The organism is Microvirga yunnanensis (assembly GCF_025460875.1).
The window spans coordinates 1-25,492 of the sequence record NZ_JAMXFI010000015.1; the positions used below are offsets into that span (position 1 = coordinate 1).

The window sequence follows — 25,492 nt, forward strand, 5'->3', positions numbered from 1 at the left end:
GCAGCCTGGAATTCTCCAAGCTCCTGGTGGAGAAGGCCGACGTGGCGGTGGCGCCCGGGATCGGCTTCGGCGAGCACGGCGACGATTACGTGCGCATCGCTCTCGTGGAGAACGAGCAGCGCATCCGCCAGGCGGCGCGCAACATCCGACGGTTCTTCGACCATGCCGACCAGACGCTCCACAATGTGGTGCCGATGGTCAGGCGGGGCTGACCGTCCGCATGGACAGGACGCCGCAGGGGTCGTAAAAGCAGCCCGAGATTTTCAAGGAGCTGTTGTTCGTGACACGTCCCCTTCGGGTCGGCATCGCCGGCCTCGGCACCGTCGGCGCATCGGTCATTCGCATTCTCGACCGCCAGAACGAGGCTGTCGCCCAGCGGGGTGGGCGGCCCGTCGAGGTCGTGGCCGTCTCGGCCCGCGACAGGTCCAAGGACCGGGGCTTCGATCTGTCCCGCTATGCCTGGTTCGACAGCCCTGTCGACCTGTCCCGTTCGGCCGATGTGGATTGCGTGGTCGAGCTCGTCGGCGGGGCCGACGGGGCGGCCCTGGAGACGGTGCGCGCCGCGCTGTCGCTCGGCCGGCACGTGGTGACGGCCAACAAGGCGCTGCTCGCCAAGCACGGACTCGAACTGGCGAAGCTGGCGGAGGAGAAGGGCGTGTCCCTGGCCTTCGAGGCTTCGGTCGCCGGCGGCATCCCGATCATCAAGACCCTGCGCGAGGCGCTGCCGGCCAACCGGATCTCGCGCCTCTACGGCATTCTCAACGGCACCTGCAACTACATCCTGTCGCGCATGGAGCTGGAGGGGCTGACCTTCGCCGAATGCCTGAGGGAGGCCCAGCGCCTCGGTTACGCGGAGGCCGACCCGACCTTCGACGTCGAGGGCTTCGACACGGCCCACAAGCTCGCCATCCTGACCAGCCTCGCCTTCGGGACCGAGATCGACGCGGACGCGATCTACGTGGAGGGGATCTCCTCCATCACCCCCCTCGACCTCGCCATGGCCAGGGAGCTCGGCTTCCGCATCAAGCTTCTTGGCGTCGCCGAGCGCACCAAGACCGGAATCGAGCAGCGGGTGCATCCGACCATGGTGCCCCGGACCTCGTCCATCGCCCAGGTGATGGGCGTGACGAACGCGGTGACCATCGACGCCGATGCCGTCAGGGAGCTGACGCTCATCGGCCCGGGGGCAGGGGGGGACGCCACGGCCTCGGCGGTCGTGGCCGACATCGCCGATGTGGCCACCGGCGCCGTGCAGCCGCTCTTCGGCTCTCCGGCGGACCGGCTCGAGAAGGCGCCCCGCGCGCCGATGCAGCGCCACGAGGGCGGCTATTACGTTCGCCTGACGGTCCACGACCGCCCGGGCGTCGCGGCCGGCGTGGCGACCCGCATGGCCGAGGCCGACATTTCGCTGGAAAGCATCCTGCAGAAGCGCTCGGAAGTGGCGGCCACCAAGGACCCGCACGGGCGATCGGGGGCCCCGGTCTCGCTGGTGCTCATCACCTATGCGGCCACGGAAGCCTCGATCCGGTCGGCCCTGGAAAAGATCTCGGGGGATGGTCTTATCGCCGAGCCGCCCCAAGTCATCCGCATCGAGCGCGAATAACCCCGGGGCCGGGCCATTCCGGTCCCCACACGATCACAAGAGGGAGACGACACGTCCATGTCGCAAGGCATTACCGTCCAACCGGGCCAAATCATCGAGCGCATCCTGACCCTGGAGCTCGTCCGCGTCACCGAGCGCGCGGCGGTCGCTTCCGCCAGGCTGCGTGGCCGCGGCAACGAAAAGGCCGCGGATCAGGCCGCCGTGGACGCCATGCGTCGTGAGCTGAACAAGCTTCCCATCGACGGCACCGTGGTGATCGGCGAGGGCGAGCGCGACGAGGCGCCGATGCTGTTCATCGGCGAGAAGGTCGGCAACAAGCAGGGCCCGAAGGTCGACATCGCGGTCGATCCGCTCGAGGGCACCACGCTCTGCGCCAAGGACATGCCGGGCTCCATCGCCGTCATGGCCATGGCCGAGGCCGGAACCCTGCTGGCGGCGCCGGACGTCTACATGCACAAGATCGCGGTCGGGCCGGGCTACTCGGCCGGCGTCGTCGACCTCGACGCCTCGCCGGAGGAGAACCTGCACAGCCTCGCCAAGGCCAAGGGCGTGAAGGTGAACGAGCTCACGGCCCTCGTGCTCGACCGGCCGCGCCATGCGGATCTCATCGCGGCCATCCGCAAGACCGGCGCCGGCATCCGGCTGATCTCGGACGGCGACGTGGCCGGCGTAATCTTCACCACGAAGCCCGAGGAAACCGGCATCGACATCTATCTCGGCATCGGGGCCGCGCCCGAGGGCGTGCTGGCGGCCGGGGCCCTGCGCTGCATCGGCGGCCAGATGCAGGGTCGCCTGATCCTGGACACCGAGGAGAAGCGCTCCCGCGCTCTCCAGATGGGCGTCACCGATCCCAACAAGAAATACGACATGACCGACCTCGCCCGCGGCGACGTGATCGTGGCGGCGACCGGCGTGACCGATGGCGCCCTTATCAAGGGCGTGCATTTCAGCAAGGACGTGATCACCACCGAGACGGTGGTCTACCGCTCCGCCACCGGCACCGTGCGCCGGATCTACGGCGAGCACCGGGAACTGTCGAAGTTCCACCTGGACTAGCAGCATCCGGAGAGCCCCAACCTCAATGGCCGGGCTCGTCCCGGCCATTTGCGTTCTGCCTCCCTCGCGTCATTGGCGCTTCCGGTCCACGATGGAGGTCCCGCAATGTCATGGCCGGGCTTGTCCCGGCCATCCCGATCGGAAGAGCGCCGCGCGTCCAACAATCGGGATCACCGGCACGAGGCCGGTGATGACGCAGGAGGGAGCGTCGGCGCTTTGTGAAAACAGGCTGTTGGGATTAAGGATGGTATCTCCCGAGATGGACGATATCATGCTTCAGATCCGCCCCTTCACCGCCGACGACCGGGCTGCCTGGGAACCCCTCTGGCAGGGCTACCTGACGTTCTACAAATCCTCCGTGCCGCCCGAGGTCACGGATGCGACCTGGCGCCGGTTCCTCGATCCCGCGGAGCCCCTGCAGGGCTTGGCGGCTGTTCTCGACGACCGGATGGTCGGGATCGTCCACACGGTCTATCACCGCTCCACCTGGACCACGGCGGATTACTGCTACCTGCAGGATCTGTTCACCGCCGAGGCGGCACGCGGACGCGGCGTGGCCAGGGCCCTGATCGAGGCCGTGTACGAGCAGGCCAAGGCCGCCGGAGCGGCCCGGGTCTACTGGCTGACGCACGAGACCAACACGACCGCCCAGGCGCTCTACGACAAGGTCGCGTCCCGCACCGGCTTCATCCAGTATCGCAGGATGCTTTGACCACAATTCGCGGATAAGACTCCCGCCGTGACCGAATCATCTCCTCTCGTCGTGCCGAAAGCCTTCCTCGGCGTCACCAGTTCCGCCCTCGGGCGCACCTGGGTGGAGCGTTGCGACGCCGCCCAGGGAACGATCGCGCTCGCCATCGCCCAGACCCACGGCCTGCCGGACGTGCTGTCGCGGGTTCTGGCCGGGCGCGGCGTCGGGCTGCACGATACGGACGGCTTCCTGAACCCGCGCCTGCGGGACCTGATGCCCGACCCCCACAAGCTCACTGACATGGAGGCCGCGGCCAGCCGGCTGGCCGATGCGGTCCTGCGCACCGAGAAGGTGGCGATCTTCGGCGACTACGACGTGGACGGGGCCTGCAGCGCGGCGCTGCTTGCCGAGTACCTGCGCGCCTGCGGGCTCGATTACGCGATCCACATTCCGGACCGGATCACCGAAGGTTATGGCCCCAATGTCGACGCCATCCGGGCCCTGAAGCAGCAGGGCGCCGACATCCTCGTCACGGTCGATTGCGGCACGGCCAGCATCGAACCACTGGCGGAGGCTCGCCGCCTCGGCCTCGATCCCATCGTGCTCGATCACCATCAGGCGCCGGAGCAGCTGCCGGACGCGCTCGCCATCGTGAACCCGAACCGCCAGGACGACCTCTCGGGCCTCGGCCATCTCTGCGCGGCCGGTGTGGTGTTCCTGTTCCTCGTCGCACTCAATCGCATTCTGCGCCTGCGCGGCTTCTTCCAGGGCCGGCCCGAGCCCGACCTGATGGGGAGCCTCGATCTGGTGGCGCTGGCGACCGTGGCCGACGTGGTGCCGCTCATCGGGCTCAACCGGGCCTTCGTGCGTCAGGGGCTTGCCATCATGAAGAGCCGCCGCAGGGTCGGCCTGGCGGCGCTCCTCGACACGGCCGGCCTCGCCGGCGCGCCGGAGAGCTGGCACCTGGGCTATCTCGTCGGGCCGCGGATCAATGCCGGCGGCCGCATCGGCGATGCGGCCTTGGGCTCGCGGCTCCTGCTGACGGAAGATCCCGTGCAGGCCGGGCGGCTCGCCGCCGAGCTCGACCGGCTCAACCGGGAGCGCCAGGCCATCGAGGTGGTGGCCGTCGCGGAAGCGGAGGCCCAGGCCCTGATGGCGCTCGAGCGCATGCCGGACCTGCCGGTGCTCGTCACCGCCTCGGCCGAATGGCACCCGGGCGTGGTCGGCCTGATCTCCGCCCGGACCAAGGAGCGGTTCCGCCGGCCGGCCTTCGCCTTCACTCTCAATCCGGACGGCACGGCGACCGGGTCTGGCCGATCCGTGCCCGGCGTCGACCTGGGACACGCAGTCCGGGCGGCCGTGGATGCGGGGCTCGCCATCAAGGGCGGCGGCCACACCATGGCGGCCGGCGTGACGATCCAGGCCGTCGATCTCGACCGCTTCCTCGCTTACGTCACCGAGAGGCTCACCGATCCGGTGAGCACCATGCGCCTCCGGGACAATTTCGCCATCGACGCGACGCTCACGGCAGGCGGCGCGCAGCCCGGGGTCGTGACGGCCCTGGAGCGGGCAGGGCCGTTCGGCCAGGGCCAGCCGGAACCGGTCTTCGCCTTCCCGCAGCACCGGCTGGTGGAGGCGCGGGAGGTCGGCAGCGGCGGCCACATGCGCGTCAAGCTTCGCGGCGGCGACGGCAGCATCATCGGGGGAATCGCCTTCAGGGCCGCCGGGCAGCCCCTCGGGAACGCCCTGTCACAGGCCATCGGCAACACGCTCCACGTGGCCGGGACCCTGTCCATCGATCGCTGGGGCGGAAACGAGAAGGTCGAGGTCCGCATCATGGATGCGGCGCGGCCGGAATGACGCGGATCCGGTGCCCGATCGGGGCATCATCCGCCGCGCGGAAGCGGGACACTTTTCCGGCATAAGGTGCTTGCGATGCGTCACGAACCCCTCTATAGGTTCGCCCACTTCGGCGGCACCGCCGCGAAGCACCGTGCGCCCTTCGTCTATCGGTTAGGACATCTGCCTTTCACGCAGGAAAGAGGGGTTCGACTCCCCTAGGGCGCGCCACTTCTCCCTCCCGGACAAATTGTCGTGTGCCGGCCGCGCGGATGCCGGTTCGGGGCTCTCGCGGCTTCGATGGCGCCTCACCTCGTGGAAGCGCTCGGGCGCGCTCGCGATCAGATCGGGCTGCCCTTGATCCTGGTGACCATTTCCCAGTTGTCGCCGGCGGCGATCATGCACGCCTTGCCGTCCGGCATGGTCATGACCATGGTCCAGGTTCCATTGGACGAGGCGAAGACCTCGAGCACCTGACCGGGCCGGGCGAGGCCGATGCCGACCGGATCCTCCTTGTACTGATCGGCCAGCAGCTTCACGAGCTGCTCGCGCGGCCCGCAGGAGGTCTGCGCGGACGCTGGAGCGCCGCCGAGCGCGATCGCCGCGCCGAGGACGGCAAGGTGTGGCAGAGGGATACGGATCATGACATGTCCCTGACGGTTGACCCGCGATTGCCCTTGGCGTGCCAATCAACGCGCCCTGCCTCGAAAAGCTCCATCGAAGCGCGTCACGGGGCGGCCGAAAGTCCGGGACGGCGGCCTGATCGATCGCGAGCGGCGCCGGTCTGGCGGAAAGGCATCCTGGCTTCCTGAAAATCCGTGTATAGAGAAGGGGCAGGGCCCGTATTGAACCTGCCGCCCGCGAGGGCGTTTTGTCCGCCAGACACCGAGCGAAGCTGAATCTCCATGCCGCGTTATTTCTTCAACATTCGGGACGGCTACGACGTCGATGAAGACGAGGAGGGAATCGAGCTTCCCGACCTCGAAGCGGCCCGGGCGGAGGCCCTGGCGACCGTCGAGGAGCTGCGGGACGAACTGGCCGATGCAGGCAATATCGAGCTCGAAATCACGGACGAGACCGGACGCCGGCTGCTGACGGTCCCGTTCTTCCGCGGCGGGCAGGGCGGCCGGCGCCGCTGACGGTCGCGCAACGAAAAAGGCCCGGCGCGACGCCGGGCCCTGTTCGATGACCGCGAAGGCCCGATCAGCACTCGGTCTTCTTCTTGGTCGTCGTATCGCCGAACTCATCCGTCTTCTGCTTGGTCTCCGTCGTGCAGCCGACCGACCCGGTGGTGGTCGTGACCGAGGTCGAGGACGTGGTGCTCGGCTCGGTCTTGCGCTCGATGGTCGTCTGGCTGCCCAGGATGCCCTCTTCCTTCTTGATGGTCGTGGTGGTGTCCTGTGCGAAGGCAGCCGTGCTGAGAAGCGAAGCCGCAAGAAGCAGTGCCGTATTCTTCATCGTGAACTCCCTGAACAAGCGTTTCCCCCTGAGAACGGCTTTCTCCGCCAGGGGTTCCTGCTCAGTTTCGTTCCCGATCATCGCCGGGGCGGGTTCAGGCAGCCCTGAGGTCCCGCCAGGCCGCGGCGAAATCGCGGGCCCGGCTGCCGATCTCCTCGACCGACATGGCAGGCGTGAACAGGGCGGAACCGAGCCCGAAGCCGTTCGCGCCGGCGTCCACATAGGGTTTCATGTTATCCGGCTTGATGCCGCCGACCGGGAGGACGATCGCGTCCTTCGGAAGAACGGCCCGCCAGGCCTTCACCACCGCCGGGGGAATGGCCTCGGCCGGGAAGATCTTGATGGCGTCCGCGCCCGCCTTCAGGGCTGCGAAAGCCTCCGTCGGGGTGGCCACCCCGGGGGTGCAGACGAGACGGGCCTTCTTGGCCGCCCGGATGACGTCGAGATCGGCATGCGGCATCACGATCAGCTTTCCGCCCACGTCATGGACGCCGATGACCTGGTCCGGATCGAGGACCGTCCCGGCCCCGACCAGCACGTCCGCCGGCATGGTCCTGGACAGGATCTCGATGCTTCGGAAGGGCTCAGGCGAGTTCAGCGGCACTTCGATGACGCGAAATCCGGCTTCGACCAGGCTATGGCCGACGGCTTCCGCGTTCTCAGGCCTGAGACCGCGCAGGATCGCCACCAGGGGAAGATCGGTCAGATAATCTCGCAGCACGGCAGCACCTCCAGCCCTGTCGCCCATTGGGATGTGGCGGATCGGCGCCGCCCGTCCCGGGGCCGCTACTAGTTGGCAAAGACGACAGCGGGTTTCAACCTCTGGCGGCCCGAGGAACAAGAAATCGCACCAGATACGAGACGGCGCTGCGCAGGGTGTCCCGACCGTCGGCGCAGTTCTCGATGAACCAGTCCTCGAGGGCAACACCCGGATACAGGGCCTCGACGCCGGTGAAGAACTCCACGAGCTTCATGGAATCGAAGGAGAGCGAACGGGTGAGCGACATGTCGAGGATGATCGGCGCCTCGCCCTGCCCGTGGAGCGACTGACACAGGGCGACGATCCGTTCGCCGACATCCGCCTCTGACAGAAAGCCCACTGATCTGCCCCCTTATCGATGACGTAAAGTCATATCCACGGACGGCACTGGTTCAATGACGAAACGAAATGAAACCCTGTACGGCAACACGACGCGATCCTAGCGTAAATGCAACAGAATGTCATGAGGGATACAGTCGTCGAAGGCCGATTTTGTCGGAATATTGTCGCCCACGAGCGAAAGGTGCGGACCCGGCAGGGGATCGGCCTCATTCCTTAGGTGGAATTGCAAGGCTCGGGCCTCGTAGGATAGAGACCTGCCAGTCCGTCGCGAGATTGACCCGCCTTTTCTTCGGGGCCCGTTCGAGCTGAACCATGAAGCCGCCTTCGAAGCTGCTGAGCCGCAGCGTCAAACCTTCTCTCGACCGGATCGACCTCCTGATCCTCGACGCTCTGCGCGACAACGGACGCATCACCTATCAGGCTCTGTCGGAGCGGGTCGGACTGTCGGCCCGGCCCTGCCTGGAACGGGTCAGGCGCCTCGAGCAGAAGGGCGTGATCCGCGGCTATACGGCCCTGATCGAGCCGGCGGCCCTCGGGCATGACATCATCGCGCTCGCCGGCATCAGCATGCGTGACCCGTCGACCGGAACCCGTCAGCGCCTGGAGCGCGCCCTGACAGCCAATCCTGCTGTCATCGAGCTGCAGGTGGTGAACGGCGAATACGACTACATCGCCCGGATCGTGGCTCCGAGCCTTGCCGCCTACGAGGCGCTCACCGAGGCCTATCTTGCCGACCCCGGTTTCGGAATCGGCCGCATCCACACGACCTTCGTGCTCAAGACCTTGAAGAGTTTCGAGGGTTATCCGGTGGCGGACAACCTGGACTGAGCCCGCCCGCCGGCCTTGGCGACAGAATCGGCTGCGGCAGGCCGGGAATTCAGCCTCAACCGGAGCAGCGCCCCCATAAGCTTGTCCATGGAGGATTCCATGGATCTCATCGCTCTCGAACGCTCGGTCACCGCTGCCAATTACGATCCGCTGCCTGTCGTCCTGAGGGACGCGAAGGGCGTCTGGGCGACAGACACGCAAGGCCGGCGCTATCTCGACATGATGAGCGCCTATTCGGCGGTCAGCCTCGGCCATGGCCACCCGCGCATCCTCAAGGCGATGATGGAGCAGGCGTCGAGGCTCGCCGTGACCAGCAGGGCCTACCACACGGAGCTTCTCGGCCCGTTCCTCGAGCGTCTCGTCCAAATCACCGGCCTCGACATGGCGCTGCCGATGAACACCGGCGCGGAGGCCGTCGAGACCGCCGTCAAGGCTGCGCGGCGCTGGGGCTACGCCAGGAAGAAGATCGCCAAGGATCAGGCCGAGATCATCGTGGCGAACAACAATTTCCACGGCCGCACCACCACCATCGTGGGGTTCTCGTCCGACGAGTCCTACCGGGAGGGGTTCGGTCCTTTCGCCGGCGGCTTCAAGGCGGTGCCGTTCGGAGATGCGCGGGCGGTCGAACAAGCCATCACGGCGAACACCTGCGCGATCCTGATCGAGCCGATCCAGGGCGAAGCCGGAATCGTCGTGCCGCCGGACGGTTACCTGAAGGACCTGCGCGCGCTCTGCGACCGCCACGACGTCCTGCTGATCCTCGACGAGGTCCAGTCGGGCCTCGGCCGCACGGGCCGCTGGTTCGCCCATCAGCACGAGGGCATCAAGCCCGACGGCCTGATCCTGGGCAAAGCCCTCGGCGGCGGCGTCTATCCGGTCTCCGCCTTCGTGGGCACCCGCGACGTCATGAGCGTCTTCAATCCCGGTTCGCACGGCTCGACCTTCGGCGGCAACGCGCTGGCCGCGAGGATCGGACTCGAGGCGCTGGCCGTGATCGAGGAGGAACATCTGGTCGAGCGCAGCGCGGAATTGGGCGGTTATCTCCAGGATCGCCTGCGCGCCATGCGCAGCAACATCGTGAGGGACGTGCGCGGGCGCGGCTTGTGGGTCGGGGTCGAAGTGAACGCCGGCGTGGTCTCGGCGCGGGCGGTCTGCGATGCGCTGCTCGAGAACGGCGTTCTCTCGAAGGACACTCACGGCACGGTGCTGCGCTTCGCGCCGCCGCTCACCATCACCCGCGACGAGATCGACTGGGGAATGGAGCGGATCGAGCGGGTTTTCGCCCGCGCCGTTCATTGACGCACGGGGACGAGGATCGATGGCACAGAACCTGACGATGAAGTCGGAATCCGCCTCCCGCGAGCAGCGCCTGGAGACCTATCAGCCCCTGTCCGGAATGGTGGTGCCCCGCTTCGCCGGCATCTCCACCTTCATGCGCCTGCCTTACCTCGCGCCGACCCAGGCGCCGGGCGAGATCGACATCGCGATTGTCGGCATCCCGTTCGACGGGGCGACCACGAACCGTCCCGGGACCCGCCTCGGGCCGCGCCAGGTGCGCGAGGCCTCATCGCTCATGCGCATGGTCAATTACGGGACGCTGGTGGCCCCCTACGATCTGTGCGCCTGCGCGGATGTGGGTGACGTGCCGGTCAATCCCATCGACGTGCAGGACACGCTCCGCCGGATCGAAGCCGAGATCTCCTACCTCCACCAGGGCGGCGTCACGCCTCTTTCCATCGGCGGCGACCACATCGTGTCCTATCCGATCCTGCGGGCGCTCGCGGCGAAGAGCGGGCCCGTGGGCATGATCCATGTGGATGCGCACAGCGACACCGGCGACACCTTTTTCGGGGGGCAGAAGCTCACGCACGGCACCCCGTTCCGCCGGGCCATCGAGGACGGCGTGCTCGACCCGAAGCGCATGGTGCAGATCGGCATCCGCGGGCACATGTACGCGGCGGACGAGCGGGAATGGGCCCTCGACCAGGGCATCCGCATCATCGACATGGAAGAGGTGGCGGAGAAGGGCATCCCGTTCGCGATCGCCGAAGCCCGTCGGGTGGTCGGCATGGAGCAGACCTACTTCACCTTCGACATCGATTCCATCGATCCGGCCTTCGCGCCGGGCACGGGGACGCCGGAGATCGGCGGCTTCACGAGCCGCGAGGCGTTGCAGCTCGTGCGCGGATTTCGGCACCTGAACCTCGTCGGCGCCGACATGGTCGAGGTGTCGCCGCCGCTCGACCAGTCCGGCGGCACCGCTCTGGTCGGAGCCTCCATCGCCTTCGAGCTTCTCTGCCTCCTGGCGGAGGCGAGGGCCGAGCGCGCCGCCAAGGAGAGCCGCCTGAACGTTGTCTAGAGCCTCAGACGTGACCCAGAGGGCCGCGTCAGCGAAAAGTGGACACCACTTTTGGGATTCATCCGAGGCTCCCTCTCTTGACCGGCGCATCGGATGAGGCGGCCCTCTGGGTCCGTCCGATGTCCTAGGACGGCGGGCTCTCGCGCATGCATTGCTGGGCTGCGCGCGAGATCCGGGTGTTGTCCTCGGCGGCGGCCTTGCCGGCCATGAGCCTCTGCCAGAGATCCCGCTCCGGCACCTGCTGCACAATGCAGGAGCACACCGATGGGCACAGCGCCGGGTCGCCGTTCTGCATCAGGCAGATCTGGCGGCAGGCCGCCGTCGGACTGGGGCCCGCGACCTGCGCGACGCCGGACAAAAGGCCGAGCAGGACGATCTGGTGGATCAGGTAGATCGGCAGGCTCTTGCGCCCGGCCCAGACCAGAATCCTGAAGAGGGGGTTGCCGGCCCGCCAGCCGGCCAGGCCGAGCGTCTCCGGCCGGCTCAGAAGCAGCCTGCCGGCCGCCACGCCGATCAGCACGAGGCCGAACCAGGGGAAGATCGGCACGTAATCGTTCGTGACGGGATCCGACGCGCCGAGACCGAGCCAGTCGAGCCACGGGGCATCGAGGGCAGGGCTCGTGAACAGCCGGGGGGCGACCAGGCAGAACGCCGCGCCCGCCAGCGTCAGGCCGGGGTGCAGCCGCAGGAAGGGCAGGGCCAGCACGCTGGAGACCGCGATGCAGTGAAGGATGCCGAAGAAGATGTAGCTTTCAGGAAACGCGACATAGGTCACCAGGGTCACGGCGAGAGCCGCGCCGCCGACCTTCGCGAGGCGCTTCAGGAACGGCCGCTCCCGGAAGCCCCGCACGTGGGCGAGCGTCAGGCCGAAGCCCGCGAGCACCAGGAACGAGCCGGCGATCCCGCGCGCGAACCAGCGCCAGGCCGGGATGTGGAGGATGTTCGTCCCGATCAGTTGCAGGAAGCTCAGGTCCCAGCTGACATGATAGAGGATCATCGCGGCGATCGCGATGCCACGGGCGATGTCGACCACGTCCCAGCGCTGGGATGCGGCGGTTCGGGCTTGCGAGGAGAGGGCGGTCAAATCTGCTGGCCTCGTCGGTTTGAAGGCGTTCCCTCCCGGTCCGCTTGCCATATGTCAGTGGGATGACCGAGAGCCTTTCCGCGTCAATCGCCACATTACGGGACATGATTCAAGACGCTCGTGTCGTTGCGGGCTTCACGGGAGCCGGCATCTCGACGGAGAGCGGCATCCCGGACTTCCGGTCGCCGGACAGCCCGTGGATGCGGCACAAGCCGATTTCCTTCGCCCTGTTCCTGCGGAGCCCGGAGGCGCGCCGGGAGGCATGGCGGCGCAAATTCGCCATGGACGATCTTTATCGGGGTGCTCGCCCGAGCGCCGGACATCGCGGCTTCGCGTCCCTTGTGACGACGGGCCGGATGCCGGCCGTCATCACCCAGAACATCGACGGGCTGCATCAGGAATCGGGCCTCGCGCCCGATCAGGTCATCGAGCTGCACGGCAATGGCACCTATGCCAGGTGCCTCGCCTGCGGCACCCGTCACGAACTCGACTGGGTGAGGCATTGCTTCGATGCCGACGGCGATCCACCCGATTGCCGGAGCTGCGGGGGCATCCTCAAGACGGCCACCATCTCGTTCGGACAGACCATGCCGGAGGAGCCCATGCGCCGGGCCCAGAAACTGACCGCCTCGTGCGACCTTTTCCTGGTCGCCGGTTCGTCCCTGGTCGTCTATCCGGCGGCGGCGTTTCCGGCCTTCGCCAAGGAGAACGGAGCCCGCCTCGTGATCGTCAACCGGGAGCCTACGCCCCTGGACCGGGTGGCCGATCTGGTGATCCGTGGTGAGATCGGCGCCGTCTTTTCAGTATTTCTGCCGTAACTTCAAGAACATGCCGGTTGCCGAAAATTTCATCGGCCTCGAATGCGCGTTTCTGGCTTCCCCTGATTCAGGACGATGTTATCCTCTTATTAAGAATCGGGATCATGATTCGAGTTTGGGTAATTTCATGACTGGCGATTACGGCTCCAATTCTTTCAGTCTCCGCGAGGAGAATTCATCATTCGAACAGGGGCGTCGCGAGGTCGCTCAGCCGACCTCGGAGGAGAGCGCTCTTGAGCTCGTCCAGGTCAGCGGCCGCATCAAGTGGTTCGACGTCGCCAAGGGCTTCGGCTTCATCGTTCCCGACAACGGCATGCCCGATGTTCTGCTCCATGTGACCTGCCTGCGGCGCGACGGCTATCAGGCGGCGAACGAAGGCGCCCGCATCGTCGTGGAGGCGGTTCAGCGTCCGCGCGGCCTCCAGGCCTTCCGCATCCTGTCGCTGGATGAATCCACCGCCCTGCATCCCTCCGAGCTGCCGCTGCCCCGGACGCATGTCCAGGTGGTGCCGACGAGCGGGCTCGAGCCGGCGGTCGTGAAGTGGTTCAACCGCCTGCGCGGCTTCGGCTTCCTGACACAAGGGGAAGGCAAGCCCGACATCTTCGTCCATATGGAAACCCTTCGCCGCTACGGCATCGCCGAGCTGAAGCCGGGCGAGCGGGTATTCGTCCGCTTCGGCGACGGCTCCAAGGGCCTCATGGCCGCTGAAGTCCGCCTCGCCGACATGGCCCTGCCGCACTCCCACTGATGAGTCTGCCCGTGCTGTCGCGTATCCGGCCGGCGTTTTCGGCCCTGACTTTTCTCGTACTGACCGCCGGCGCGGTGTACGCGCAGGCGCTGGAGACCCTGTCGATCGCCACGCAGGGCGGGCAGCGGCAGAGCTTCCGGGTCGAAGTCGCCCGCAACGACGCGGACCGGGCCCAGGGCCTGATGTTCCGCCGCTCCATGCCGGCCGATCAGGGCATGCTGTTCGACTTCGGCCGGACCGAGCCGGTGTCCATGTGGATGCAGAACACCTATCTGCCCCTCGACATGCTGTTCATCCGGGCCGACGGGACGATCGCCCGGATCGCGGCCAACACCGAGCCGCTCTCGACCCGGACCATCTCGTCCGGCGAACCGGTTCTCTCGGTCCTCGAGCTGAATGCCGGCACGGCGGCCAAGCTCGGCATCAAGCCCGGTGACCGGGTGGAGCACCCGCTCTTCAAGCGCTGATCGAGCCGAATGATCAAGGGACTCGGGGCCACGGCCGTTTCGCTGCTAGCGGCCGTTCTCCCGGTGCCCGCCCTGTCCGAGGTCGGCCCGCATGCTTTGCTCAACGTCTCGGAGGAGTTGCTTCGCGCCTATAGGGCCGAGGATGCTCAAGCCTTCCGCGAACTCCTTTCCCCGCCGCTCCAGGTCAAGTATCCGGTCGAGAGGCTTCATCAGATCCTGGCCCAATGCCGGGCTTTGACCCATGAGATCGACCGGTTCAGCATTCCGTCCTGGGGCGGGCGCCGCTACGGGTTCTTCGGCGTCTACGCCGAGTTGGCCGTTCTCGAGATGATCCTGGAGATCGACGAGAGCGGGAGGATCATCCACTGGGTGATCACGGACGACGTGACGTCCGGTCACCAGCCCTGCGCCGTCAGCATCTTCTGAACCCTTATGCGAGCGTCGACGTCGCCACCTGATTGCGGCCGTCGTTCTTCGCCCGGTAGAGCAGGTCGTCGGCCCGCCGCAGCAGGCTCGACAGATCCTTCTCCTTGGCTTCGCGCTCGACGACGCCGAAGCTCGCCGTCACCACGCCGGGATCGAGCCGGGCGACGGACTGGCCGGAGAGTCCTCTCTGGAGCCGCTCCGCAAGGGCCACGGCGTCGTCCAGCGAGGTCTTGGGCAGAATGATGCAGAATTCCTCGCCGCCCGTGCGCGCGAAGAGATGGGACGAGCGCAACTCGCCTTTCACGAACCGGGACACACCGACAAGCACGGCATCGCCTTTGGCGTGGCCGTAGCGGTCGTTGATGGCCTTGAACCGGTCCAGGTCGAAGAGAATGGCGCAGAGCGGTGCCTGGGTCCTTTGCGCGCGGTCGATCTGTTCCTCCGCGCGGCTGGCGAGCCAGCGCCGGTTGCCGATCCCCGTCAACGGGTCCGTCTCGGCGGCTCGCGCCAGGTTGCTCAACGTCAGATCCAGCTCTTCGAGGGTCTCCTGAACCTGGCCGAGCATCGTGCCGGCCTCGTCCGACAGGTTGCGGGGGAGGGCCGGCAGGTTCTTGTTCTGCCGATAATCGCCAAGAGCCTGAGTGACGACCCGCACCGGCGCCAGCATCCCATGGACGAGAACGAAGGTGATCGCCGTGCCCGCCAGGGTCGCGAGGAGCAGCACGAGAAGGTCCGCCCAGTTCTCCCGACCAAAAGCCTGATTCTTCACCAGGGCCCAGAGTGCAAAGGTGATGAGGGGGATGTGGGTGCCGACGAAGCAGATCAACAGGACCCGGCCGGCAAAGCTGCGCGGCCGTGGCAGCCTGTTGAAGAGACGATAGATTTTCATGGCAGCTCATCCCGATTGCGAGGGTCGGACGTCATGATCACTGGTCATCCAGCGGGGTCCTTTGCCCGATTCACTGCCGTTTGGGAAGATTGCCCTACCGGTTGAACTCTTCTCGGCTCCGTTGCCCAGCCGCCTGCTTCAGTCCGTGAACCGGGCCCCGTAATGGATTCCGGTGGTCCAGACCAGCCTGACTCGCGCTCTGGCACCTTCCGACGGGATCTGGAGTTCGAATTCGAGGGGAACGTCGGCCGGAGGGGCGACGACCAGGCGCACGCCGTCATTCGACAGGTCCCATACCGTGCACGCGATCGGCGCCTGAGCAGTCTGTCCTGCGATCCGTCCTTCCAGCTGGGTGAGGCGGCGCTGACTTGATCGACGCTCGGGTCTCCGATGGCTCATGCTTGCGATCCTGACGTCTGCGAGGAAGACGCTTTTCTATACGGCGAAGCTGGCGCGAACATGTTCTGGGGACCGCCACGGCTCCGGGCCCGGGGGAACCGCCGAGATCAAAAAAGAAGCGCCTCCCGAAGGCAGGCGCTGAGGTACGATCCGTAGGGGCAAACCTGGACCGGTGTCGGGATTATGGCTCGCCCGCGGAAGGAGGGAAGGACCCGGCCGCTGGTCATGAGAGGTATGGAACACCTCGGAAGATGGAACCGTCCGGATAGGTGCTCCGAGCCCCTCATCATCGTTGCAGACAGAGCGTCGGTGTCGCATTGGGCATTCAGGAGACCGCCGAATCCCGCTTTCCGCCCAAGGGTAAACAGTGAAACGGAAGCGAGAGCATCGGGTGTGGAAAAGGGGACCCATTTTTTGGATCGGATCCGATGCTCCCTCGCCTGGCTGGCGCATCGTTCATCATGGGAAAACCGGATCCACGTTTCCGCACAATGCGCCAGGGCGTGCGCCACGGTTCGTGAGAAGCGCCAACGGTACCCCGGCCCTCCAACCGGATCCCGATCGGCGCACCGATGAGCTCGGAAAACGGAAGTTGTCTCGCGGGGGGAGGTCATCCTGAGGATTGGCGATCAACGGGCCGTGGCGAGGTCCGACTATTCGGGATTTGGCGTTCAGTATTCCTCATAGTAATCACGAGGCCCGGGACGGCGATACTCCTCATAGTACCGGCCCCTGTCGTCGTATGGGCTACCGTAGCGGGGGCGGGGCTCGCGGTAGACGGGACGCCCTCCACCCTCGCAAACCAGCCGCCCGTTGGCATTGGCCGCTCTCCCGCCGGGACAGGCTCGCAAGTTCAACTGGCTCTCGACGAGCCGACCGAATCGGTCCTGGCAGAGCGCAGTGAGGAACGGTCCGCGCTGTCGGATGTCCGTGCAGGTCCGATAGAAGCTTCCTCCAGCCTGGGCGGACGCATCGATCGTCGCAGCCGCCCAGCCCGCAGCCGCGACGACGAAAACCAAACAGAAATGACGCATCCGACGCTCCAGTATTTGCCCTAAGCCGCTGTCCGGCAAAGTATAAGGTGCCACGCCGTTCCTGACAGGTGTCTGAACGGTTGATCCCGGAGATCGCAGTCGTGGCCGTTCGCACGACAGACGAACCGGGCGGCTTCGACGGGCGGCTTGGACGGGCGACTTGGACGGGCGGCTTGGACGGGCGACTTGGACGGGCGACTTGGACGGGCGACTTGGAACTGAGCGATGGCGACAGTTCCGGTCCCCTGCGCAATCGTCTTTGCCGGGATCATCGCCGGGCATCCTGCCCGGCCGCCCGGGCAACCGCAGCCTGAGGCCATAGCCCACCGTTCGCCCCGCCGATCGATCTCAAGCTTTCCGCTGTGTTCCCTTCCTGGAACCCGGCCCCTTGCGCTTCCGTTTCCAGAACGATAGAGAAACCAAGCTGTTGAGGATAACGGGGTGTAGCGCAGTCTGGTAGCGCATCTGCTTTGGGAGCAGAGGGTCGCGGGTTCAAATCCTGCCGCCCCGACCATCTTCACCGGATGAGCCTTGGAGAGAGTCCGAAACCAATGCCCGCACGGATCTACAAGCCCGCCAAGTCCGCAACGCAGTCCGGTCTGGCCCGGACGAAGCAATGGCTTCTCGTCTTCGAGCAGGACAAGCCCCGCGAGATCGAGCCCCTCATGGGCTGGACGAGCTCCGGCGATACCCGCCAGCAGCTCCGCCTGTGGTTCGACACCAAGGAAGAGGCCATGGCCTATGCGGAGCGCGAGGGCATCGCGTACCGGGTCGAGGAGCCGCATGAGGTGAAGCGGCGGACAATCTCCTACTCCGACAACTTCAAGTTCAACCGCGTCGGTCCCTGGACCCACTAGGGCAGGGCCGGCATCCGGATGGCTCCGTAGCTCAGCTGGATAGAGCAGCCGCCTTCTAAGCGGCAGGTCGTAGGTTCGAGCCCTACCGGAGTCGCCATTCTTTGCGGCATACTCGATGATCCTGTCGATGATCATCGCCAGGCAGGACTGAAGCGGCACGACATTCCTGTTGCCGCAGCACAGTGATAGATCGGCGTTCCTCCGCACGCGGGTCCGTCGTTCCGGCCCACCGAGCGCCCTGATTCCCATTCCAAGACGGGGGATGGGGGGTTATTATCGGGTCTGCGGATCGGGCGCGTCTGCCCTGGCCCGCCCATGGCGGAAATGCGGCTTCCAATCGCCCGGTCCCAGTTGTGTTGCCCTTCCGGCGCGGGACACCACCCGCCCGGCATCACCGGTTGATGAGGAGGAACGCACAATGGCCCGCAATCCCATGACCCCCTTCCGCCCCAGCGGCGGAATGTTTCCAGGCGATCCCTTCCTGTCTTTGCACCGCGAGATGAACCGTCTCTTCGACGATGTCTTCCGCGGCTTTGGTCTGCCCGCGGCAGCCGGCAGCCAGGGACAGGGTGACGTCGGCAGCGTCGTCAATGCCAGCATGAACGTGTCCGAGACGGACAAGGAGATCCGCATCACGGCCGAGCTGCCGGGTGTCACCGAGCAGGATATCGACGTGAGCCTCGATGACGATGTGCTCACCATCCGGGGCGAAAAGAAGTTCGAGCGCAAGGACGACAAGGAGAACTTCCACTTCGTCGAGCGCTCCTACGGCACCTTCCAGCGCTCGCTGCGGCTGCCCTATGCCGTCGACTCCGAGCAGGTCCGAGCCAGCTTCGAGAACGGCGTCCTGACCGTGACCGTACCGAAGACCGGTCGGCCGGAGCGCTCCCGGCGCATCCAGGTCCAGGGACGGGGCGCGTCCGGCCAGGGCGGCACGAATCGAGCTGGCCAGCAGGTTGTCGACAGGTCGGATCGCTCGGACGACACAAAATCCGGCTGATGCCGGCCCGGCTGTTCTGTCGGTGTCTGCCTGTCACCGAAAGGGCCGGCCCGCGCCACGGGGAGGCGAGGCTCTCCGTCCGAGTTGATCCGCGTCAATGCCGGCCTTCGGGAGCCCCGCCATAATCCCTATCGCGCACCCTCGGGGCCATGAGGCCCCATAGGGGCCAACCAGGGAGCATCGCCATGCCCAGGATGAAAGCCGCCGTCTTCGTGGAACCCGGCCGCATCGTTCTGGACGAGAAGCCGATCCCGGACATCGGTCCCCTCGACGCCCTCGTGCGCATCACCACGACGACGATCTGCGGCACCGACATCCATATCCTGAAGGGTGAGTACCCGGTGGCGCGAGGGCTGACCATCGGCCATGAGCCGGTCGGGATCATCGAGAAGCTCGGATCGGCCGTGCAGGGCTACCGCGAGGGCGAGCGCGTCATCGCCGGCGCCATTACGCCAAGCGGGCACAGCGAGGCCTGCCTGTGCGGCTGCCATTCGCAGGACGGAGCCGGCACGAAGCATGGATGGAAAGCCATGGGCGGCTGGCGCTTCGGCAACACCATCGACGGCTGTCAGGCGGAATACGTGCGCGTTCCCGACGCCATGGCCAATCTCGCCCCGGTGCCGGACGAGCTCACCGACGAGCAGGTGCTGATGTGCCCGGACATCATGTCCACCGGCTTCTCCGGGGCGGAAAGCGGAGGCATCCGCATCGGCGACACGGTCGCGGTGTTCGCCCAGGGGCCGATCGGTCTGTGCGCCACGGCCGGGGCACGCCTGATGGGCGCCACGACGATCATCGCGGTCGAGAGCGTGCCCGCGCGCATGGAGATGGCGCGCCGCATGGGCGCGGACCACGTGGTCGACTTCACGAAGACCGATCCGGTCGAGGAGATCCGGCGCCTGACCGACGGGCGCGGCGTCGACGTCTCCGTCGAGGCGCTCGGACGGCAGGAGACCTTCGAGGCGTCGCTGCGCGTGCTCCGCCCCGGCGGAACCCTGTCGTCGCTCGGAGTCTATGCGGGCGATCTGAGGCTCCCGCTCGACGGCTTCCTGGCGGGACTTGGCGACCACACCATTCGGACGACGCTCTGCCCGGGCGGCAAGGAACGCATGCGGCGCCTCATGTCTGCCATAGCGTCAGGCCGCGTCGACACGCGTCCTCTCGTGACGCACCGCTTCCCGCTCGACCGGATCGAGGAGGCGTATGATCTTTTCGCCCATCAGCGCGACGGGGTGCTGAAGGTCGCGATCACGCCGTAGGTTCACCGACAGGTTCACCGGGGGCGGGCCGAGAACGGATACGCCGATCGACGCGGGCGGGTTGCGCCAGATCAAGGCGCGGTCCCGCCTCCGGCCACATGATCATGGCCCCGGCATGAGGCCGTGACCTGGCAAGCAGAGGGATAGAGCGATGATCAAGGACATCATGGTGCATCTCGACGGAAGTCCCGAGGACGAGATCCGGCTGGAGCACGGGCAGGCGCTCGCGTCAGCCGATCGGGCCCACCTGATCGGGCTCTTCGCCAACCAGCTTCCGGATCTCACGATCGCCATGCCCATGGATGGCGGCGCGGCCGCGATGCAGGTCTTGACCGAACTCCAGGACCAGGCGCTGAAGGACGGCGATGTCACGGCCCGGCGGCTGACGGAGCGGCTGGCCAGCCTTCAGGTGCCGGGCGAGTTGCGCCGCCTCGACGAGACCTTCGGGGCATTGACCGGCAGGGTGGCGGAGCAGGCCCGATGCGCCGATCTCTTCATCGCCACGCGGTGCTACGGTGAGGCCCAATCAGCGCTCTGGCCCGACCTCGTGGAGGCGGTACTGTTCGGCAGCGGGCGCGCCTTGCTGCTCGTGCCGCCCGGCCGCCACCGAAAGGGACCGTTCGAGACCGTTCTGGTCGCCTGGAATGGCAGCCGCGAGGCGGCCCGCGCCCTGCGCGAGGGGATGGCCTTCATCGAACAGGCGGCGCGCACCGTCGTCCTGATCGTGGATCCCCCGGCGGATGTCGAGCCTGCGGCGGAGCTGAAGGCCCATCTCGCCCATCATAACGTCGTCGCGGAGGTCGTCACCGCCGACAGCCAAGGCCGCGATGTCGCCGAGGTCATCCTTGAAGAGGCGCGCCGCGTTTCGGCGGATCTGGTCGTCATGGGGGCCTACGGCCACACCCGCCTGAGGGAGCAGGTGTTCGGTGGCGCGACGCGGGACATGCTCACCGCTGCGGAAACCCCGATCCTGGTGGCCCAGTGAAGGTGGACCATCCCAACCGGAGGCGCACATGGCCGTGCACGCGCAAACCGCACCGGACGGCCATGGGGCAGGAACCATGGAGGCCGTCCCTGCGGGCTTGACGGGCCTCGACGAGGCCGAGGCACGGCGCCGTCTCTCGCGGCATGGGCCCAATGCGTTCGCGGGCAAGCGCTCCCGAGGCCTGATCGGCATCGTCCGCGACATCCTGCGGGAACCGATGTTCCTGCTGCTGCTCGCTGCGGCCGGGCTTTACCTGGTGCTCGGCGACATGGGGGAAGGCCTGTTCATGGCGGTCGGTGCCGCCGTGACGATCGGCCTGGTGGTGCTGCAAGAAGCCAGGAGCGAGCGGGCCCTGGCCGCCCTGCGCGAACTGGCCGAGCCCTCCGCGCGGGTGATCCGCGCCGGGACCGAGCGGCGCGTTCCGGCGCGCGAGATCGTCCCGGGCGATCTCTTCCTCATGGGCGAGGGGGAGCGGCTGCCGGCTGACGGGATCTTGATCGCGGGCGATGCGCTGACGGTCGACGAGTCGGCCCTCACCGGCGAGTCGGTCCCGGTATCCAAGCGTCCGGCGGCGGCCGATGCAATCCAGGACGGCGATCCGGAGCCGGGCGACGACACCCCGTACCTGTTTGCCGGCACCCTGAACGTCCGCGGGCAGGGCATGGCGCGTGTGGTGCGCACCGGCGCCTCGACGCGGCTCGGGCGCATCGGCTCCTCGCTCGCCGCCATCGCGGACGAGTCGACGCTGCTCCAGAAGACGACGGGCGCGCTCGTCGCCAGGCTCGGAGTTCTCGCGCTCGGGTTCTGCGCCATCGTTGCCGTGGCTTACGGCGTGCTGCAGGACGATTGGATCGGCGGCGCGCTGTCCGGCATCACGCTGGCCATCGCGCTCCTGCCCGAGGAGTTCCCGATGGTGCTGGCGATCTTCATGGCGCTCGGGGCCTTCCGCCTCGCCCGGCACAAGGTGCTGGTACGCCGCGCCGCGGTGATCGAGACACTCGGGGCCGCCACCTTCCTTTGCGTCGACAAGACCGGCACGCTGACCGAGAACCGGATGGTGCTCACCACCGTCTGGCGGGACGGCAACGCCCATGATCTGCGGCCCGACGGCAGGATTTCCGACGCTTTTGTCGAGCCGCTGAGGACGGCGCTGCTCGCATCCGCGGACCGCCCGGTAGACCCCATGGACCGGGCGGTCCGCATCGCGGCGATGCGGGCTCTCCCTGAGGGGAATGGGAGCGGGACCCCGCTGCGCACCTATCCGCTCCGCCCCGAACTGTTGGCCTTCACCCAGGTGTGGCCGGAGCCCGGGGGCGGCGTCCTGTACGCGGCAAAAGGCGCCCCGGAGGCGATTGTCCGTCTTTGCCGCATGAACGGTGACGAGCGAGCGCTGATGGATGCCGTGGTGGCGGGATTGGCAGGCCGCGGCCTGCGAGTGCTCGGGGTGGCGTCCGCCCGGGATGACAGGGACAGCCCCTCGTCTCCCGAAGATATGGCGTTCCGGATCGAGGGCCTGGTCGGCTTTGCGGATCCCGTCCGAGCCGATGTTCCACAGGCCGTCGCAGAGGCCACGCGGGCGGGGATTACCGTTGCGATGATCACCGGCGACTACCCAGCCACCGCCCTGACGATCGCTCGCCGGGCCGGGATCGACACGAGCCCGGGCGTGCTCACCGGCCGGGAGGTGGCCGAACTCGATCCAAGAGGCCTGAGGGAGCGGGTCCGACGCATCCGGGTCTTCGCGCGCATCATGCCGGAGCAGAAGCTCGCGCTTGTCGAGGCTCTCAAGGCCAATGGCGAGATCGTTGCCATGACCGGCGACGGCGTCAACGACGCGCCGGCGCTCGAGGCCGCCCATATCGGCATCGCCATGGGCCAACGCGGAACGGACGTCGCGCGGGAGGCGGCGGACCTTGTGCTTCTCGACGACCGATTCGTGTCGATCATCGGCGGCGTGCGCCTCGGGCGGCGCATCTTCGCGAATCTGCGCAAGGCGCTGACCTACGTGACGGCGGTCCACGTGCCCATCGCCGGGCTGGCCCTGCTGCCCCTCATCATGGGACTGCCGCCGATCCTTTATCCGATGCACGTGATCATGCTGGAACTCGTGATCGACCCGGTCTGCTCGCTCGCCTTCGAGGGGGAGCCCAGCGAGCGGCACGCGATGGAGAAGCCGCCGCGACCCGCGACCGAGCCGCTCTTCGGCACGTCACAGATCGTGCTCGGGTTCGTTCAGGGTGTCGTCGTACTCGGGGCCGTCTTCGGTTGTTATGTCTGGGCACTGAACTCAGGTATTCCCGACACGCAGGCGCGGGCGTCGGCGTTCGCCGCCCTGGTGGTCGCAAACCTGGTGCTGGCCTTCGCCGATGCGGCGGAGCCGGGCACCTCGTTCTTCGACCGGAGCAGGATCGCCTTCTGGGTGATCGGGGTCTCGGCTGCCGCCATCGTCGCGGCGGCGCTTTACATCCCACCTCTTGCTGCCATTCTACGCCTGTCGCCGCCGAGCCCGCTGAATCTGGCGACGGCCTTGACGATCGCAGTCCTGGCCGGCGGCTGGTTCGGATTGGCTCGGCGACTTCGGACGGTGTCGTTGCCCCGCGACGAACAGCGGAGACCGGCATGACGCGCATCGCCGACATCCAGGGTACACCGCTTCCCGCGGCGGGCATTTCCGTCATCCGCGGGCAGGCGCCTGCGTCGAAAGGGCCTTCGCGCGTAGGGAGGGCCTTGTCCTCCCACCGATGGTCCGGTTCCATACGAAGCCCTCTTGTAACGATGAGGTCGCCCGATGCACGTCGCAGTCTTCAGCACCAAATCATATGACCGTCGCTTCCTGGGCGCCGCGAATGCCGCATATGGCCACAAACTGTCCTTCTTCGACGCCCGTCTCTCGGCCGAAACAAGTCAGCTCGCCACGGGCGCAGGAGCCGTGTGCGCCTTCGTGAACGACGAGGTGGATCGGGACGTACTCGCCGATCTCGCATCCAGGGGGGTCAGACTTGTGGCCCTGCGCTCGGCCGGGGTTAACAACGTCGATCTGGAGGCAGCCGAGCGTGAGGGGATCGCGGTTGCGCGGGTGCCGGCCTATTCCCCGTACGCGGTCGCCGAGCACACGATGGCGCTCATCCTGACCCTGAACCGGAAGACCCATCGGGCCTACAACCGGGTGCGCGAGGGCAACTTCGCCCTGGAGGGACTGCTCGGATTCGACCTCAACGGCAAGACGGCCGGTGTGGTCGGGACCGGGAAGATCGGCGAAATCGTGGCGAAGATCCTGACGGGCTTCGGGTGCACGGTCCTGGCACACGACGTCCGCCCGAACCCGGCCTGCGAGGCGATGGGCGTGCGGTACGTGCCCATGGAGGAGCTCTTCCCTTCCTGCGATCTCATCACCCTCCACTGTCCGCTGACGCCGGCAACCCACCACCTGATCAACGCCGAGGCGGTGAGGCGCATGAAGCCTGGTGTGATGCTCGTCAACACGAGCCGGGGTGGCGTGGTCGATACCCGCGCCGTCATCAAGGGCCTCAAGGATGGCACCATCGGAAGCCTCGGGCTCGACGTCTACGAGGAGGAGACCGACCTGTTCTTCGAGGATCTTTCGAACCGCTTCATCAGCGATGACGTCTTTGCGAGACTGCTGACCTTCCCGAATGTGCTCATGACCGGGCATCAAGCGTTTTTCACCAGGGAAGCGCTGACCAACATCGCCGAGGCGACCCTGGCGAACATAACCGCATTCGAGGCGACCGGACGGGCTCTGCATGAAGTCTCGGTCGAAAGGGGCGCGGGAGGATGATCGCTCCGTCCTCGAGAGGATCCAACCGGGATCGTGCCTATCGGCGCTCCTGGAGCAGCTCGATCTGCATTTCCTGGATCTCGGCCAATCGCTCCCACTGGCGCGTGATCAGATGGTCCAGCTTCTCATGGAGATGCCGGATCTCGAGTTCCGCCTTCAGGTTGACCTGGTAGTCGTTGAGGGAGCGCAACCGATCCTTCGCCTCCTGCCGCCTTTGGCTCATCATGATGATCGGAGCCTGAACGGCCGCGAGGCAGGACAGCAGCAGGTTGAGCAGGATGTAGGGATAGGGGTCGAACGCTTCCGTCCCGCGCAGGGCATTGATGAGAATCCAGGCTCCCAGCAGAAACCCGAAGGCGATCAGGAACGGCCAGCTCCCGCCGAAGGTTGCGAGTCCGTCCGACAGTCGCTCCCCCAGGGTACGCTTCTCATCGTAACTTTCCTCGACATTGGCCGACACCATGCTGCCCTCGGCGAGACTGCGGGCCACCTCCCTGTCGAGTTTTGTCAGTTCGCCGCGTTCCTGGCGCAGCAGTTCCTCGACATAGAGCAGACGGTACCGGTCGACCGCAGCCCGGCTGATGCGGCCATGATCGTCCAGCTCCGGGTGATCCTGCCGGATCCGCTCTGCGAGGGCAGGTCGCAATTGATCGATGAGGATGAGGTCTCTCAGGGGGTAGGTTTTGCCTGTGATGGGGCAGGTGCCGTTGGAAGACGCTGCGTGGGAGGTCATGTTCGCCGTTCCGCGATATTGGCGTGGATCAAACCTAACGGCTCGACGCAGGTGTACC

27 protein-coding genes, 3 tRNA genes and 1 pseudogene are annotated in these 25,492 nt (G+C 66.7%); 22 read left to right on the forward strand and 9 right to left on the reverse strand.

The window, feature by feature from the left end; genetic code table 11:
* The 6 genes and pseudogenes from NF876_RS09985 to NF876_RS10010 all read left to right on the forward strand — a co-directional run.
* Positions 1-212, forward strand: a pseudogene (locus tag NF876_RS09985) (aminotransferase); the annotation flags it as partial.
* A 68-nt stretch (positions 213-280) separates the two neighbouring features.
* Positions 281-1,603 (forward strand): homoserine dehydrogenase, encoded by a 1,323-nt coding sequence (locus NF876_RS09990; RefSeq protein ID WP_262268654.1) that lies wholly within the window; start codon positions 281-283, stop codon positions 1,601-1,603.
* 57 nt (positions 1,604-1,660) lie between these two features.
* Entirely contained in the window at positions 1,661-2,659 is a 999-nt protein-coding gene (gene glpX, locus NF876_RS09995) for a class II fructose-bisphosphatase (RefSeq protein ID WP_262268655.1), read from the forward strand.
* Between the two features lie 271 nt (positions 2,660-2,930).
* Positions 2,931-3,371, forward strand: a complete 441-nt coding sequence (locus NF876_RS10000) for a GNAT family N-acetyltransferase (RefSeq protein WP_262268656.1) — start codon at positions 2,931-2,933, stop codon at positions 3,369-3,371.
* A gap of 27 nt (positions 3,372-3,398) precedes the next feature.
* Entirely contained in the window at positions 3,399-5,210 is a 1,812-nt protein-coding gene (recJ, locus tag NF876_RS10005) for a single-stranded-DNA-specific exonuclease RecJ (protein WP_262268657.1), read from the forward strand.
* A gap of 135 nt (positions 5,211-5,345) precedes the next feature.
* A tRNA-Glu gene (locus tag NF876_RS10010) sits at positions 5,346-5,420 on the forward strand.
* 110 nt (positions 5,421-5,530) lie between these two features.
* On the opposite strand, the gene NF876_RS10015 is transcribed toward NF876_RS10010, so the two are convergent.
* Positions 5,531-5,833 (reverse strand): hypothetical protein, encoded by a 303-nt coding sequence (locus NF876_RS10015; RefSeq protein WP_262268658.1) that lies wholly within the window; start codon positions 5,831-5,833, stop codon positions 5,531-5,533.
* Positions 5,834-6,094: 261 nt separating this feature from the next.
* Here NF876_RS10015 and NF876_RS10020 point away from each other — a divergent pair, with 261 nt between their 5' ends.
* Positions 6,095-6,328: a DUF6894 family protein gene (locus tag NF876_RS10020; protein ID WP_099508000.1), complete on the forward strand. Its 234-nt coding sequence runs from the start codon at positions 6,095-6,097 to the stop codon at positions 6,326-6,328.
* A gap of 64 nt (positions 6,329-6,392) precedes the next feature.
* Here the strand turns inward: NF876_RS10020 and NF876_RS10025 are convergent, their stop codons facing one another.
* The 3 genes from NF876_RS10025 to NF876_RS10035 form a co-directional block, all read right to left on the reverse strand.
* Positions 6,393-6,647 (reverse strand): hypothetical protein, encoded by a 255-nt coding sequence (locus NF876_RS10025; RefSeq protein ID WP_262268659.1) that lies wholly within the window; start codon positions 6,645-6,647, stop codon positions 6,393-6,395.
* Positions 6,648-6,741: 94 nt separating this feature from the next.
* Positions 6,742-7,368, reverse strand: coding sequence for a 2-dehydro-3-deoxy-6-phosphogalactonate aldolase (locus NF876_RS10030; protein WP_262268660.1), 627 nt, complete (start codon positions 7,366-7,368; stop codon positions 6,742-6,744).
* Positions 7,369-7,462: 94 nt separating this feature from the next.
* Positions 7,463-7,747 carry a hypothetical protein gene (locus tag NF876_RS10035; RefSeq protein ID WP_262268661.1) on the reverse strand — a complete coding sequence of 95 codons (285 nt, stop codon included), beginning with the start codon at positions 7,745-7,747 and terminating at the stop codon, positions 7,463-7,465.
* Between the two features lie 314 nt (positions 7,748-8,061).
* Here NF876_RS10035 and NF876_RS10040 point away from each other — a divergent pair, with 314 nt between their 5' ends.
* The 3 genes from NF876_RS10040 (at position 8,062) to speB (ending at position 10,936) form a co-directional block, all read left to right on the forward strand.
* Positions 8,062-8,577, forward strand: coding sequence for an Lrp/AsnC family transcriptional regulator (locus NF876_RS10040; RefSeq protein WP_262268662.1), 516 nt, complete (start codon positions 8,062-8,064; stop codon positions 8,575-8,577).
* Positions 8,578-8,676: 99 nt separating this feature from the next.
* On the forward strand, positions 8,677-9,876 hold the full coding sequence (gene rocD / locus NF876_RS10045) for an ornithine--oxo-acid transaminase (protein WP_262268663.1): 1,200 nt from the start codon (positions 8,677-8,679) through the stop codon (positions 9,874-9,876).
* A 19-nt stretch (positions 9,877-9,895) separates the two neighbouring features.
* Positions 9,896-10,936, forward strand: coding sequence for an agmatinase (speB, locus tag NF876_RS10050; protein WP_262268664.1), 1,041 nt, complete (start codon positions 9,896-9,898; stop codon positions 10,934-10,936).
* Positions 10,937-11,060: 124 nt separating this feature from the next.
* On the opposite strand, the gene NF876_RS10055 is transcribed toward speB, so the two are convergent.
* On the reverse strand, positions 11,061-12,020 hold the full coding sequence (locus NF876_RS10055) for an acetyltransferase domain-containing protein (protein ID WP_262268665.1): 960 nt from the start codon (positions 12,018-12,020) through the stop codon (positions 11,061-11,063).
* 104 nt (positions 12,021-12,124) lie between these two features.
* Between NF876_RS10055 and NF876_RS10060 the strand changes: the two genes are divergently transcribed.
* The 4 genes from NF876_RS10060 (at position 12,125) to NF876_RS10075 (ending at position 14,479) form a co-directional block, all read left to right on the forward strand.
* Complete coding sequence (locus NF876_RS10060) at positions 12,125-12,838, forward strand: SIR2 family NAD-dependent protein deacylase (RefSeq protein WP_262268666.1); 714 nt, start codon at positions 12,125-12,127, stop codon at positions 12,836-12,838.
* A gap of 127 nt (positions 12,839-12,965) precedes the next feature.
* Positions 12,966-13,586, forward strand: coding sequence for a cold-shock protein (locus NF876_RS10065; RefSeq protein WP_262268667.1), 621 nt, complete (start codon positions 12,966-12,968; stop codon positions 13,584-13,586).
* Positions 13,586-14,053: a DUF192 domain-containing protein gene (locus NF876_RS10070; protein ID WP_262268668.1), complete on the forward strand. Its 468-nt coding sequence runs from the start codon at positions 13,586-13,588 to the stop codon at positions 14,051-14,053. Before NF876_RS10065 ends, NF876_RS10070 begins: the two co-directional genes overlap by 1 nt.
* Before the next feature lie 9 nt (positions 14,054-14,062).
* Positions 14,063-14,479, forward strand: a complete 417-nt coding sequence (locus NF876_RS10075; protein ID WP_262268669.1) for a hypothetical protein — start codon at positions 14,063-14,065, stop codon at positions 14,477-14,479.
* A 4-nt stretch (positions 14,480-14,483) separates the two neighbouring features.
* Here the strand turns inward: NF876_RS10075 and NF876_RS10080 are convergent, their stop codons facing one another.
* The 3 genes from NF876_RS10080 to NF876_RS10090 form a co-directional block, all read right to left on the reverse strand.
* A complete protein-coding gene (locus NF876_RS10080; protein WP_262268670.1) occupies positions 14,484-15,368 on the reverse strand; it encodes a GGDEF domain-containing protein in 885 nt (294 codons plus the stop codon).
* Positions 15,369-15,506: 138 nt separating this feature from the next.
* Complete coding sequence (locus tag NF876_RS10085) at positions 15,507-15,767, reverse strand: PilZ domain-containing protein (protein ID WP_262268671.1); 261 nt, start codon at positions 15,765-15,767, stop codon at positions 15,507-15,509.
* A gap of 671 nt (positions 15,768-16,438) precedes the next feature.
* Positions 16,439-16,801 (reverse strand): CVNH domain-containing protein, encoded by a 363-nt coding sequence (locus tag NF876_RS10090; RefSeq protein WP_262268672.1) that lies wholly within the window; start codon positions 16,799-16,801, stop codon positions 16,439-16,441.
* 437 nt (positions 16,802-17,238) lie between these two features.
* Between NF876_RS10090 and NF876_RS10095 the strand changes: the two genes are divergently transcribed.
* The 8 genes from NF876_RS10095 (at position 17,239) to NF876_RS10130 (ending at position 24,701) form a co-directional block, all read left to right on the forward strand.
* A tRNA-Pro gene (locus tag NF876_RS10095) sits at positions 17,239-17,315 on the forward strand.
* Between the two features lie 37 nt (positions 17,316-17,352).
* A complete protein-coding gene (locus NF876_RS10100; RefSeq protein ID WP_210811866.1) occupies positions 17,353-17,658 on the forward strand; it encodes an ETC complex I subunit in 306 nt (101 codons plus the stop codon).
* 20 nt (positions 17,659-17,678) lie between these two features.
* Positions 17,679-17,755 (forward strand) — tRNA-Arg (locus NF876_RS10105).
* A 321-nt stretch (positions 17,756-18,076) separates the two neighbouring features.
* On the forward strand, positions 18,077-18,658 hold the full coding sequence (locus NF876_RS10110) for an Hsp20/alpha crystallin family protein (protein ID WP_262268673.1): 582 nt from the start codon (positions 18,077-18,079) through the stop codon (positions 18,656-18,658).
* A 185-nt stretch (positions 18,659-18,843) separates the two neighbouring features.
* Positions 18,844-19,917, forward strand: a complete 1,074-nt coding sequence (locus NF876_RS10115; protein ID WP_262268674.1) for an NAD(P)-dependent alcohol dehydrogenase — start codon at positions 18,844-18,846, stop codon at positions 19,915-19,917.
* A gap of 151 nt (positions 19,918-20,068) precedes the next feature.
* Complete coding sequence (locus NF876_RS10120) at positions 20,069-20,902, forward strand: universal stress protein (RefSeq protein ID WP_262268675.1); 834 nt, start codon at positions 20,069-20,071, stop codon at positions 20,900-20,902.
* 28 nt (positions 20,903-20,930) lie between these two features.
* A complete protein-coding gene (locus NF876_RS10125) occupies positions 20,931-23,525 on the forward strand; it encodes a cation-translocating P-type ATPase (protein ID WP_262268676.1) in 2,595 nt (864 codons plus the stop codon).
* Between the two features lie 165 nt (positions 23,526-23,690).
* Positions 23,691-24,701 carry a 2-hydroxyacid dehydrogenase gene (locus NF876_RS10130; protein WP_262268677.1) on the forward strand — a complete coding sequence of 337 codons (1,011 nt, stop codon included), beginning with the start codon at positions 23,691-23,693 and terminating at the stop codon, positions 24,699-24,701.
* 37 nt (positions 24,702-24,738) lie between these two features.
* On the opposite strand, the gene NF876_RS10135 is transcribed toward NF876_RS10130, so the two are convergent.
* On the reverse strand, positions 24,739-25,434 hold the full coding sequence (locus tag NF876_RS10135; RefSeq protein ID WP_262268678.1) for a DUF1003 domain-containing protein: 696 nt from the start codon (positions 25,432-25,434) through the stop codon (positions 24,739-24,741).
* Positions 25,435-25,492: the final 58 nt, after the last annotated feature.